The organism is Flammeovirgaceae bacterium SG7u.111, from assembly GCA_034044135.1.
In the GTDB taxonomy this organism is placed as follows: domain Bacteria; phylum Bacteroidota; class Bacteroidia; order Cytophagales; family Flammeovirgaceae.
The window spans coordinates 1,301,837-1,313,941 of sequence record CP139021.1; the positions used below are offsets into that span (position 1 = coordinate 1,301,837).

Here is a 12,105-nt window from a genome sequence, read left to right on the forward strand (position 1 = left end):
CCTGTTTTGAATTTATGCTAAGAGTAAGTAACTGTGTGGTTGTCATGCTGAGCAAAGTGGAGCTGGTAGTTAAGGTAGCTCTTTTTGCTGGTAGAGTATTAGGGATGTTATAAGATTGTAAGTAAAATAGGAGGGAATTAGTTCATATTGAAACATAAAAAGTCTTAAAAATGATAGCTTGTTTTTCTCCTAATTGTAGGAGTGTGTGCAAGTGTGATTGAAAAGGAATATAAAAAAGAAAAGCTGCAAAGCCACTATTGGACATTGCAGCTTAGTTTGGAATGCCTAGCCTAGGAACTTATCTTGGAAATTCGTTTATCCTCTCAAAAGTAAGTTTGAGATCCATGTTGCTGTCGGAAATTCCTGTCATGATGAGTTGGGTGTCTTCTACTTCAACTCTCCAGGTTTTAGGAGCTTTGCGTTCTTGGTGGCTAAGAAAAGTGACTTCAGGTTTGTGACCATTTATATGCCAATAACCGGTTGCTCGTTCCCCTTCGGGAGTTCTTTCTCTGTACAACCTATCCCATCGGATAAAAAGGTAACATTTATCATTTGCATCATATTCACTGGTAATGTTTTCCCCGCCTTTGGCAGCGCTGGTCAAATCCCATAAACCATGGATTTTATCGGCAGTAGACATGGGCTTTTTCTCAATGGGAATGAGGCTCACGACTACTTTCATCCCTTCTTCTTCTCTTTCCCACTTCATCTTTTTCCCATCTAAACTCACCGTGAATGCTCCAAACCCTTCTTTAATCCCATTTTTTTCTTCTGGGGAAAAAAGGTTGTTGTTTTTGTCAAATGTCCAAGTGCCTGTGGAGTTTTGGAGCCAGCCGTTTCCTGACTGGTACGTGCCATCAGCATTGATTTTTGTCCATTTGGCTACGGGTGTCATCACTTCCTCTCCCACCATCACTTTTTCAATTTCCCAAAATCCCACAACATTTGATTGTTGGGAATAAGCACAAGAGATTAAAAAATAAAAAACAAGAAGGGTCAATAGGCTATTTTTCATACGTTGGTTCGGTTATAATTTTTAAAATAGTACTTGATAATTTCAATTCATTGGTGCGGTCGCCCACATTGGAAAGGTGGGTGACTATCCACTCGCCATCGTTTACCACGGTAAGCATGGCTCTGTACCCTTCCAGTGCTCCGCCATGGAGGAAATATGCGGACCTGATACCTAGGTTTCCCATAGGTTGCTCGCTGTTTTCTGGGTGAATAGCTAAGCCGTATCCATAGTTCATCCCTATTTCGGTAAGGTGGTTGGTTTTCATCAGTGCCAGTGATTTTTCCGAAAGGAGGGTCGGTTTTGTTAAAGCTTCGCCCCATTTGTGTAAATCCCCAACCGTGCTGTAAATAGTGATTCCGAGAGAAATATCGATGAATTGATTGCGCTCATAAGCAAAAGTAGAGTCTGGCTGTTGCAACCAATTATACGCTTCGGCAAACTTTTCAACTACCTGTTCATTACTGTTGGGAGAAAGTGTGTTTTCCATTCCCAATGGCGTAGTAATCCGTTCTTTCAGCACTTGGGCAAAGGGTTTTATCTCTGTTTTTTCTACAATATCCATCAAAATATAATAGGCGAAGCTGCTGTAATTAAACTTCTCCCCAGGAGCGGAAAGCAAAGGATACTGTACTAATCGGTCGATGTATTCTTCGCGGGGCAAATTCCAGCGTTTGAAGTTGCGGTAGTTTTGTTGGTGTAGGCTGTCGGGAATCACTTCGTAATGCCCCATACCCGAAGTATGTGTGAGCAGATGATGAAGGGTTATTTTACTTGCCAAATCATCCTTAAAATTGGGTACAAACTTCATTACAGGATCATCGAGCCGAAGCTTTCCTTCATCTACCAATTGTAGCACCAAACAAGCGATCATAGACTTGCTGATGGAAGCTATGTGGTATTTTGTATCTATTGCGGCTGGCTCTTTCCATACCCTATTTGCTAAGCCAGTAGCTTTTGTATAAATGATGTTTCCACGATGGGAAATTAGCACAGTTCCATCAAATTGGTTTTGATCGTGCCATTCTTCTATAAGTGAATCTAATGAAGTTTGAAACTGAATCTCGGAAGACTGCTTTTTTGCACTACAAGCAGTTAGGAAAAATAAGAGTAAAATGATTGTTCTTGTCATATGCGTTTTTGTCCAAAGGAAAGAGGGATATGGGGCTGATACTAGTGTTTGGTGTGTAATGTGGCGAAAAACTCCAATTTGTGGTGAATTGGAAAACCTCCAAAGGAAACATTAATGGCTAGAGCAAAAACTGTGGATGGGCTTATTCTTGTCAAAAGGAAAGGGCGTTTCTGCTACGACAGAATTTAGTGTTTTTTTGTTTAGAAAGTTATGTTAAACAGGTAAATTCATCCAATGGTTTTATCATTAAAATAAGTCACAAATACTAAAATATATGAAAATGGAAAAACTGAAACTTTGGTCTGTAGAATCATCAAATAGAAGAGAGTTTGTAAAAAAACTTGGTGTGGGAGTAGGGGCTTTGGCTCTAGCCAGTCCGCTTACTTCTTGGGGAATAGTAGGCAGTGCAAAGCCTAAAAAGCTTGGGATTGCCTTGGTAGGCTTAGGCTATTATAGTACTTCTGTACTTGCGCCAGCATTTCAGGAAACAGAACATTGCTATTTGGCAGGAATAGTCACCGGTACACCTCAAAAAGAGAAAAAGTGGCAAAAGGAGTATGGGATAAAAAAGGAAAATACGTATAACTACAAGACTTTTGAGCGAATAGCAGACAATAAGGAAATAGATATCATCTATATCGTTTTGCCGAACTCGATGCATAAAGAATATGTGATAAGGGCGGCGAAAACGGGTAAGCATATAATTTGTGAAAAGCCGATGGCGCTGAGTGCAGACGAGTGTAAAGAAATGATTGAAGCGTGTAAAAATGCAGGAGTGACACTTTCAATTGGCTATAGAATGCAACATGAAGCAAATACGCAGGAAGTGATGAGGATGGGGCAGGAGGAAGTATTTGGTCCTGTGAGATTTGTAACTACAGGAGCCGGCTTTTATAATAGAAGCACCGATCATTGGAAACTACAAAAGGCAATGGGAGGAGGAGCCATGATGGATATGGGTGTCTACTCGCTCCAAGGGGCAAGGTATGTGACTGGAGAGGAGCCTATTTCTGTTACCGCCCAGCATTTTGTGCAACGTCATGATATTTATACCGAAGTAGATGAGACTACTACTTTTCAATTAGAATTTCCCAGCGGGGCAATGGCAAATTGCCATACGAGTTTTGCTGTTTCTATGAATTACCTCGATGCAAGAGCGACAAACGGCTGGTTCAAATTAGACCCGTTCTCGTCTTACTCGGGCATAAAAGGGGAAAGCAAAAATGGTCCAATAGCATTTCCTAATCGAAACCAACAAGCTAAGCAGATGGACGATGCAGCCATTTGTATAAAGGAAAGCAAGCCTGTACTTGTCCCTGGAGAAGAGGGACTAAGGGATATGGTAGTAGTAGAAGCAATTTATAAAGCAGCAGCAACAGGAGAGAAAGTCAAGATTGGTTAGTCTCTAAAAACGAAAAGCGGCCTCCAGTTAACTGGAGGCCGCTTTTCGTTTGATTGGGGAGTGTTTTTATATGATAATAGCCAATTGCTTCAGTGGCATAGCTACTCGTAGGTGCGATTTTTCCATTGACTCCATATTGATTTCAAATTTCAAATACTTATTCACTTCTTTGAAATTGATTGAGCTACCTTCCTTGCCCAGCCCTTGCTGATCGGTAATCAATAAAGTGGCTTTTCCTGTTACTTGCTTTTGTATCGATTTAAAGTGTCGGCTCTCTTCTTTTGGAAGGTAAACAATAGAAGGTTCATGAATATCATTCACATCGTTTACTTGCTTAACAACCACCTTTCTGCCTCTATGAATTGATCCATTGAGAGATGTACTCAAACTTGTGTACATTTCTTCATTATTGACAATAGTAATTACGAACTCTTTGTTGATGTCCTCATTTGGCCAAAACACATACTTCATAAAATTGTACACAAATAACCTTCTTGCATCAGTACCCTTTGTAAGTTTGATTTGGGCATCAGATGTGTGGGAAATAGCAAAACTAGAAATTAGTAGTATTAATACTACAAGAGCTTTCTTTGGTTTAGTGATCATGATAATTCAATTAGGGTTATACATTTTTATTAGGTGTTTAAGGTTAGTTGGGTATAAGTCAGTTTATGATCATTTTGCAATAGCTTAACGGCATTTTTTACTAACCCATAAGTATATGTGACTAAATCTTAATAGGTGTATAGCTAAGCTATTGATTCTAAATACATAAAATAACACCTAATATTAGGTTAACTTGTATATAATGTGGTGGAACTTACGCTTTGCTATTTTTCTGTATTAGATATAAGTAGGGTATTATGATGCTATTGAGCAGTATGTTGAACCTTTGTGTTTGGCTGAACAAATATTAAAAGGTATTTTTAGAAGATGCTATTGTTTTTTGACAAGGTGTTTAATTTGATTTACTTCAGCTTTGCAAAAAATCTTACCTGTGTAAGGGAAAAGGGTTGAGCAATCAAAAAGTGGTATAGTTAGATAAAAGTCAACTCCATAAAAAAGGCAAGTATGTTAACATACTTGCCTTTTTTATATATAGAGCTAAAAATGTATTATAATAATATTGCAACTCCTTTAAGGAGGTTTGATACTTTTAGGTTTGCACTTTCCAATGATGCTGCATTCAATTCAAATTTTAAAACTTTTTTGTTTTGGTTGAAGTTGATGCCGCTTCCTTTTAAGCCTAGCCCTTTGGAATCAGAAACCAGAAGGGTTGAGTGGTTGCGGATTTTCTTCATTACTAAATCAAAAGAGTCACTATGCTCTTTTGGCAAATATAGAATGCTGCATTTAGGCAACTCATTGACCGACCTGTAATTTTTGACTATTACCTTTCGCCCTCTATAATTGGTGTTATTATGTTGTTTATAAAGTATATCGTACATTTTTTTATTATCGACTACAGCAATTAAGAAGTCTTGTCCAAATTCTTCATTTGGCCAACGAATATATTTCATGAAATTATGAATGAATAATTTCCTAGCTTCATAGTCGCCATCTGTAATCCTAGTGGTTTGTGCACTACTTGAAAATCCAATAATCATGAATAAACAGATCAGAATTGTTTTTTGTGTATTGTTGCTTTTTAGTATCATCACCTTATTGTTTTCTAGTGGTTTGTTGTATATCTGAGCTTGTTATTTTTTTTTAACACGTATTGTTATTTGTAAAATTGCATATTGGCATATGAAAATAATTACTCTACAATAATCGCTATGATGTGATTAAATCAATAATTAGTTTAAATATATTTAGAAATGGTATGCGTTAGGAGATGTGCTTTTTAAGGCTCTATGGACTAAATGGAATAATTGTGCATATTATTTATTTGATATATATACATGCTATGTATGTAGCGAGCGACAGTAAAAATTGTTTTCTAAGTTGTATAGACTAATTGTTGTATCTGAAAATATGCTGGTTTAACTATAATAGTACTTATGTAATATAATTGGCTTAGGATAATAGTTTGTGGTGATATGAAGAGTAAAAAAGTTGTAAGAAAAGAGTTTCTTTTAAAAAGGAATTTGTTGCAAAATGAATTTATGTTTAAACATAAATTGTATTTATTAAATAAAATATCTGTTTATCTCAAGGCTAAAGAGGTGAGTACTATGCATACATATTTGCCTTTAGGTAGTGAATGTGATACATGGGGTATTATTAAAGAGGCATGGCGTATTGGTATAAAGGTAGTAGTCCCCAAGACACTTCCAGATAGAAAGCTTGAGCATTATGAGCTCCTTCCGGATGCAGAGTTAGTGGAAGGTCTTCATAAAACATATTATCCTAAAACTGGAGAGCTTTATACTGGAGACTTAGACATAATTTTTATACCTGGAGCTGCCTTTGACTTAAAAAATAACCGGTTGGGTTATGGGGCTGGCTACTACGATACTTTTTTAGCACAATATCCTTCTGCTCTGAAAGTTGGTTTAGCTTTCCCATGCCAAATATCGGAAGAAGATCTCCCTTGTGAACCTCATGATATTAAGCTCGATCATGTGTTTTATTAGGAAATTAGCTTCCCTTACTATACAACTCAATTAGAACAGGTAGTGTCAGTGTATTTGTGTAGTCTCAAGAATATCTGATTCGTTATTATTAACAGCATTTGTCAATTGTTATAAAAGGTGTTTAGTGTGGAAAGAGTTTTTGAGGAGATATTAGATGAAAGTCTATAATGTATCGGTAAACTGATAAAATGACTCTGTGAATGGAGAATAGATGAGGTGATAACAAAAAGAAAGTGTTAATTGTAGTGGTTTTCAAAAATGTGTATAGAAAGAGAAATCATTAATTTATCTGCCTTACGGTGCAATTAATGTAAATTTGAGCTTTAATTTTGAAAGAAACCCTCAATACTATTATTTAATTGGTCAGATACCCAAAAAGATAATAGTTTACTAATTATTCCAGTTAAGGATATAACGTTCGGAAATGCTTGATTTGGAGTTATATCTAAAAATGTTTCAACAATAACAAGAAAACCTTGGTTTTGACAGGCATTGGTGTATAACTTAAAATAATCTATTTCAATTATATATAAAATACAAATGGGCAAATACTTAAGGAACATGTTGGGCTTGCTTGCTATACTTATGATGGCATCTTGCGCTCGTTATACCTGCCCTACTTATTTTGATACATATAACCACGAGCCTGGCGCTGCAAACCAGTTTTTCAACTACTTTAAAAGTACCGAGTCCCAAGGCTATGCTTCTAGCGGTGGTGGAGATGTTTTTGCCTCAGCAGATGAAGGTTTCTTAGAAACTGATGAAGAAGCAACAGGTTTAGATGGTGAAGAAATTCCTTCTTCGAGTGGTTGGGTTGCCCAAAAAGATACCTTTAAGACGGAAAATGGAATGTTGATTTTGCCTGATGGGGAAGAACCAGCGGAAGGCAAGTTATTTAGAGGAAAGCCACGAAGTAAAAATGGTCTCGCTTCCCAGAAGCTGTTTTTAGGGGGAATATTCTCTTTTCCAGCCAAAAAAAGAGCGAGGAATACTCCCAAGGTAGTGAAAATGAAAACCAAGCCCGATAAGAAAAAAGGCACCGAGGAAGATTCTACAGCTACCCAAGAGTTGCTTTATCCGCCAGAAGCTACCGACCAGTTCTATTATAACTTAGAAATTGGAAACCCTGCTGATAGTACCCAAGCCGATTCAGTGGAAACAGAAGGTATTACTGATTCTCTTGCAGTAGAGGAAGACGAATACGGGGAGTTTGGAGTAGTTGAAAGTGTAGATGAGGGGGAAGAAGAGTATGAAACTGACAAGAAGGGAAGGCTAAAAAAGAAGAAAAAGAAAAATAAGAAAAAAGATAAGGGGGAGAAAGAACCAAAAGAAAAGAAGCCTAAAAAGAAAAAGGCTAAAAAAGAGAAGCCTAAAAAGGAGAAAAAAAATAAAGACGAGGAGTTAGATGATGGGATGGCAGCAATACAAGAGGAATGACAAAAAGACCGCTTCAAGCGGTCTTTTTGTTTTGTACCAGTTTCAACCTATGCGAAAGCTCTCCTAGAACCTTTTATTAGATCCCAGATGGCAAAGGCGGCAAAGCCGATGGCATGCAGCATAATGGCAAACAGCCAAATTCCGATCAAAACAGTTGCCTCTAGCAAGTCATTGCCGAGAGATGAGGCTAAGTCCTTTGAGAAACTTACTTGACCTGCCATACTCTGTAGAAATGTCGAATCTTGATGCGTAATGCTAGAAAAGTCGAATACGAATGCAGAGGTAATTATTGCCAAAGTCATCAGTACAAATCCAATGAAGTTATTTGTAACGATCTTTGATTTTCTACGATTACTTTGCGGACTTTTCATCCACCAAAACACCAATATGGCTATAAATAACCCGATAAATATTAACATAGTGATAAGGGTTGGTTTGTAAAAAACGAGATGAATGTTTAACAGAAGCGTATGTGTGAATTTTACTTTAGCTTGCCATAAAACCATCATTAATTTCCTTGTTCCAACCTTATAATATCCCCTATGTCATCTACTAATAAGTACTTGTCATCTTTTATCAAGATAGGAGTCTGGATAGTCTGAGGAATTTTTTGCATCACCTTAAGCTTGCTGAGCTCATCCAGATTATGGGGTTCAGAAATGCCACATTCTATAGCATTTTTAGTATCAAAAAGGCGACTGAGTGGTACTTCCAAATTATCCGCAAGGTTCTTTAGTTGAGTTTGAGTCATACTTTCATGAGCAATATCTTTTTCCAAGAAATCGCTTTTGAGCGCATGTACATAGGCTAATTTTTTCCTGTCGGAAAATTGTTTTGAATTATATATGATTTGATTTTTTCTTGAGGTTGACATGAGTTTTGTTAAGTTTTTTGCTTTAAGTAATAAAAATATAGTGCCAAGAGTAATTGTTTTAATTGATGTTGATTATCAGTATTTTATAAATAATGCTTTTTGTTTTTAAGCTTAAAATATTCTACAATTGTGGAATTAAAACCACAGGTAAGTGGTTTTTGGACTATGCGATAAAGAGGGTAAGTCTTGCATTTTGTGTGGATATACTAACTTTATACAAATTATTTAAATTACATTTTTAGGATAGGATGAAAATACTAACGAAGTCAATTTTGCTCCTGATTGCACTTTTTATGCTCACAGGATGCCCTTACCAATCTGCAGTTCCTGTTGGAGACCCAGAGCAAAAATTAATGAAGAGCCTATTGGGCAAATGGCAAAAAGGTGAAGAAGATAACAACTTTTATGTGGTTGATAAACTTGGTAAATACCAATATCAGATAGAAGAAAGTATTTTTAATAATGAACTCCAAGATTTTGAAAAAGCCTATTACCAAGGGCATATCACAGAGGTGAAAGGTGAGAAGTTTTTGAGTATTATCAACCAAACGTTAGATGAGAATGCCGGTCAAAACTATTTCTCTATCTACAAACTGGAAATCAACTCAGACAGTGAGTTTGTGCTTTTTCCTGTTTCCAATTATATCAGAGAAAACTTCGATGAAAGTACCATGCTCAAAGAATTCATTGCTCAAAATATGCATCTGAGCTTTTTCTTTGGCGAGGAAGAAACCTACAGAAAAATAAGTAATCCGTAAGTTAGAAAGCCTTTTCCTTCTTTTTTACAGCTTTGGTTGGCGTAACCTTGCCCACTTGTGTAGATTTGTATATCATTGACCTTTATTTCCAGCGTTGGTTAGAGCGTTAGGATAAAGGTTTGTATCAATAAAGCAAGGCACATAATGAAAGTAGGGATATTTTTTGGAGGACCATCAAGGGAAAGAGAAGTTTCATTTGCAGGGGGTAGAACGGTTTACGACAACCTCAATAAAAGCATTTTTGAAGCAGTACCCATTTTTGTAGATAGCTTGGGCAACTTCATATTGCTCAATTGGGAATATGTATATAAAGGAACTATCCGTGATTTCTATCCGCCCATAAGCGAAGCACCGCCGTCTCCAAACGGATTTCAGGTGTATGTAGAATCGCTGGGTCAGTTGGATTTGGAAGACCAAGAGCGGATTATCCGTAAAGTAGGTCGCCTAGTGCAGCCTACGGAGTTTCGCAACCTATTCGATTTTGCCTTTTTGGCACTTCATGGTCCTTATGGCGAAGATGGCAGCCTCCAAGGCTTGCTCGAATGGTACCGAATTCCTTACTCGGGGTCGGGCATTTTGCCTTCTGCCATAGGCATCAACAAAATCACCCAAACCTCGCTTTCGGTGAGCCTGAACTTTGCCAAGCCAATCAGCCGAAACATCACCAAAGACCAATGGCTTTCTTACGATAAGCACCAGCTTTTCCACGAGCTAAAAGACCAAATAAGCTTGCCCATAGTGGTGAAAGCTGCTCAGCAAGGTTCTTCTATCGGGGTTTCTATCTTAAGCGATGATAATTTTGAAAACTTTGAAAAAGCGGTACATAGAGCACTTTTTATAGAAGAAATCACCCATGAGCAATGGTCGAAACTAGATGCTTCGGGCAGGGTGGCGTTTATCCACGAACTGATAGATATTAGGCAAGGCATCGGTTTGCCAGTTTTCTATTCTAAGCAAACCGAGGTAGATAAAGTAGAGATTATTTACCATCCCGAAAAACTCCTAAAAACACTCAACGAGCACTTCGATAGTTCGGAAGAAATGATCATTTTGCAGTCGCAAGACAGCGAAGAATCCTTGCTTTTCGAGAGTTTCATAGCTGGGCAAGAATTTTCGTGCATCATTATCCAAGACGAGGACGGAAAACCTATTCCGCTTCCTCCTACCGAAATAATCAAGTACGATGAAGTGTTTGACTACCGCTCCAAGTATTTGCCCGGGATGTCCCGAAAACTCACGCCTGTAAATACCAGTCCTGAAAATATTCGCAAAATTCAAGATAAATGCTGCGAGATGTTCGGAAAGTTGAAGTTCAACGTATATGCCCGAATCGACGGTTTCCTTACCAAAGAAGGAGAGGTGTATCTCAATGACCCGAACACAACTTCGGGCATGTTGCCTTCGTCCTTTTTCTTCCACCAAGCAGCGGAAATCGGGATGAACCCTTCCCAGTTTTTGACCTACATTTTGCGGACTTCCATAGCGGAGCGCATCAAGACGGGGAAAAATGGGCATGTGCTCAAAATGATGCTCAAAGACTTGGACAAGAAGATTCTGGCTTTGCAAAAGAAGGCAACCCAGCAGATTAAAGTAGGGGTGATTATGGGTGGATATTCTTCAGAGCGCCATATTTCCATAGAAAGTGGAAGGAATATTTACGAAAAGCTTTCTTCTTCCGAAAAATACGAGCCTATCCCGATTTTCCTCACAGGAAACAAAGGAAAGCACGAGTTGTATATCACACCCATCAACATTATGTTGAAAGATAATGCGGATGATATTAGAGATAAAATATACCATTCGCTTGAAGCGAAAAAGCCGATAACGGTTCAGGAAAATATTAAAACGGCAAAAGCCATCACCAACAAATATGTGGGTGATGCCATTTTTATCCCCAAACAAATTAACTACGAGGACCTAAAAGACGAGGTAGATGTGGTGTTCATAGCGTTGCACGGCAGGCCTGGCGAAGACGGGGAGGTGCAAAAAGAGTTGGAAAAACGAGGCATTCCGTATAATGGTTCTGCATCGGAGAGCTCCAACACTACCATCGATAAATTTAAGACGAACGAGATATTGGCTGACCATGGTGTACTGGTAGCCAAGCACAGGCTGGTGGAAAAGGCGGAATGGCTTAAAGGGGAACAAGAACTATTGGACAGTATTGAAGCGCAATTTAATTATCCGCTTATTACCAAACCCTCAGACGATGGTTGTAGCTCAGCAGTGAAAAAGATCAAAAATAGGGAAGAGCTTTCGGCTTTTGTTAAGATGATTTTCAGGGATTCCCTACCGTTTTTAGCAGAGGAGGCGAAGGTGTTGAAGTTGCAGAAGAACGAGGAGTTTCCCGTAAAAGAATACTTCTTGGTAGAAGAGCTGATTGACAGGAAAGGAGCGGATCATTTCTTGGAAATAACAGGAGGTTTGCTTACCAAGTATGAAAATGGGCAGACAGTTTATGAAGTATTCGAGCCATCCGAAGCCCTTGCCTCGGGAGATATCCTAACCCTAGAAGAGAAGTTTTTGGCTGGAGAAGGGCAAAATATCACGCCTGCAAGGTTCAACTCGGAGGCGTTGAGAAACAGAGAAATTTCGGCTGAGGTGAGGAGCGAGTTGGAAAAAGTGGCGAGGATTCTTCGTGTGCGAGGTTATGCACGAATTGATGCCTTTGTAAGGATTTATCCCGATAAAGTGGAAACTGTCATTATCGAAATAAACTCTTTGCCGGGCATGACCCCTGCAACCTGTATTTTCCACCAAGCGGCACTCAAAAACTACAAGCCTTTCGACTTTATAGATAAGATTTTGGAATACGGAAAAGAAAGGGTTGCCAATAAAGTAGATTGATTTTAGAGCATTTTAGATATAAAAAAGGGCAGTTTTTACTGCCCTTTCCTTTTATTATCATATC

At 38.3% G+C, this 12,105-nt stretch carries 11 protein-coding genes; 5 read left to right on the forward strand and 6 right to left on the reverse strand.

Annotated elements, in window-relative coordinates; translation table 11 throughout:
- Window positions 1-298: 298 nt before the first annotated feature.
- Together R9C00_05075 and R9C00_05080 are read right to left on the reverse strand one after the other, a co-directional pair.
- Window positions 299-1,015 (reverse strand): hypothetical protein, encoded by a 717-nt coding sequence (locus R9C00_05075; protein WPO36817.1) that lies wholly within the window; start codon window positions 1,013-1,015, stop codon window positions 299-301.
- The gene (locus R9C00_05080; protein WPO36818.1) at window positions 1,005-2,144 is read right to left on the reverse strand and encodes a serine hydrolase domain-containing protein; all 1,140 of its coding nucleotides are present in this window, start codon (window positions 2,142-2,144) and stop codon (window positions 1,005-1,007) included. Before R9C00_05080 ends, R9C00_05075 begins: the two co-directional genes overlap by 11 nt.
- A 280-nt stretch (window positions 2,145-2,424) precedes the next feature.
- On the opposite strand from R9C00_05080, the gene R9C00_05085 reads away from it, so the two are divergent.
- Entirely contained in the window at window positions 2,425-3,546 is a 1,122-nt protein-coding gene (locus R9C00_05085) for a Gfo/Idh/MocA family oxidoreductase (protein ID WPO36819.1), read from the forward strand.
- 66 nt (window positions 3,547-3,612) lie between these two features.
- Here R9C00_05085 and R9C00_05090 read toward each other — a convergent pair whose 3' ends face one another.
- Window positions 3,613-4,152, reverse strand: coding sequence for a YfiR family protein (locus tag R9C00_05090; protein ID WPO36820.1), 540 nt, complete (start codon window positions 4,150-4,152; stop codon window positions 3,613-3,615).
- A gap of 509 nt (window positions 4,153-4,661) precedes the next feature.
- Entirely contained in the window at window positions 4,662-5,204 is a 543-nt protein-coding gene (locus tag R9C00_05095; GenBank protein WPO36821.1) for a YfiR family protein, read from the reverse strand.
- Between the two features lie 384 nt (window positions 5,205-5,588).
- Here R9C00_05095 and R9C00_05100 point away from each other — a divergent pair, with 384 nt between their 5' ends.
- Both R9C00_05100 and R9C00_05105 read left to right on the forward strand, forming a co-directional pair.
- Complete coding sequence (locus R9C00_05100) at window positions 5,589-6,125, forward strand: 5-formyltetrahydrofolate cyclo-ligase (GenBank protein WPO36822.1); 537 nt, start codon at window positions 5,589-5,591, stop codon at window positions 6,123-6,125.
- 540 nt (window positions 6,126-6,665) lie between these two features.
- Entirely contained in the window at window positions 6,666-7,562 is an 897-nt protein-coding gene (locus R9C00_05105) for a hypothetical protein (GenBank protein ID WPO36823.1), read from the forward strand.
- A gap of 47 nt (window positions 7,563-7,609) precedes the next feature.
- Here the strand turns inward: R9C00_05105 and R9C00_05110 are convergent, their stop codons facing one another.
- Together R9C00_05110 and R9C00_05115 are read right to left on the reverse strand one after the other, a co-directional pair.
- Window positions 7,610-7,981 carry a hypothetical protein gene (locus R9C00_05110; protein ID WPO36824.1) on the reverse strand — a complete coding sequence of 124 codons (372 nt, stop codon included), beginning with the start codon at window positions 7,979-7,981 and terminating at the stop codon, window positions 7,610-7,612.
- 89 nt (window positions 7,982-8,070) lie between these two features.
- A complete protein-coding gene (locus tag R9C00_05115) occupies window positions 8,071-8,436 on the reverse strand; it encodes a hypothetical protein (protein ID WPO36825.1) in 366 nt (121 codons plus the stop codon).
- Window positions 8,437-8,684: 248 nt separating this feature from the next.
- Here R9C00_05115 and R9C00_05120 point away from each other — a divergent pair, with 248 nt between their 5' ends.
- Complete coding sequence (locus tag R9C00_05120) at window positions 8,685-9,194, forward strand: hypothetical protein (GenBank protein WPO36826.1); 510 nt, start codon at window positions 8,685-8,687, stop codon at window positions 9,192-9,194.
- A 144-nt stretch (window positions 9,195-9,338) separates the two neighbouring features.
- Window positions 9,339-12,041, forward strand: a complete 2,703-nt coding sequence (locus R9C00_05125) for a D-alanine--D-alanine ligase (GenBank protein WPO36827.1) — start codon at window positions 9,339-9,341, stop codon at window positions 12,039-12,041.
- Window positions 12,042-12,105 lie beyond the last annotated feature (64 nt).

Coding starts and splice junctions, on each gene's coding strand:
- R9C00_05075 (WPO36817.1), bottom strand. CDS start 1,015: ATGAAAAATAGCCTATTGACCCTTCTTGTTTTTTATTTTTTAATCTCT.
- R9C00_05090 (WPO36820.1), bottom strand. CDS start 4,152: ATGATCACTAAACCAAAGAAAGCTCTTGTAGTATTAATACTACTAATT.
- R9C00_05105 (WPO36823.1), top strand. CDS start 6,666: ATGGGCAAATACTTAAGGAACATGTTGGGCTTGCTTGCTATACTTATG.
- R9C00_05080 (WPO36818.1), bottom strand. CDS start 2,144: ATGACAAGAACAATCATTTTACTCTTATTTTTCCTAACTGCTTGTAGT.
- R9C00_05115 (WPO36825.1), bottom strand. CDS start 8,436: ATGTCAACCTCAAGAAAAAATCAAATCATATATAATTCAAAACAATTT.
- R9C00_05120 (WPO36826.1), top strand. CDS start 8,685: ATGAAAATACTAACGAAGTCAATTTTGCTCCTGATTGCACTTTTTATG.
- R9C00_05110 (WPO36824.1), bottom strand. CDS start 7,981: ATGTTAATATTTATCGGGTTATTTATAGCCATATTGGTGTTTTGGTGG.
- R9C00_05100 (WPO36822.1), top strand. CDS start 5,589: ATGAAGAGTAAAAAAGTTGTAAGAAAAGAGTTTCTTTTAAAAAGGAAT.
- R9C00_05125 (WPO36827.1), top strand. CDS start 9,339: ATGAAAGTAGGGATATTTTTTGGAGGACCATCAAGGGAAAGAGAAGTT.
- R9C00_05095 (WPO36821.1), bottom strand. CDS start 5,204: ATGATACTAAAAAGCAACAATACACAAAAAACAATTCTGATCTGTTTA.
- R9C00_05085 (WPO36819.1), top strand. CDS start 2,425: ATGGAAAAACTGAAACTTTGGTCTGTAGAATCATCAAATAGAAGAGAG.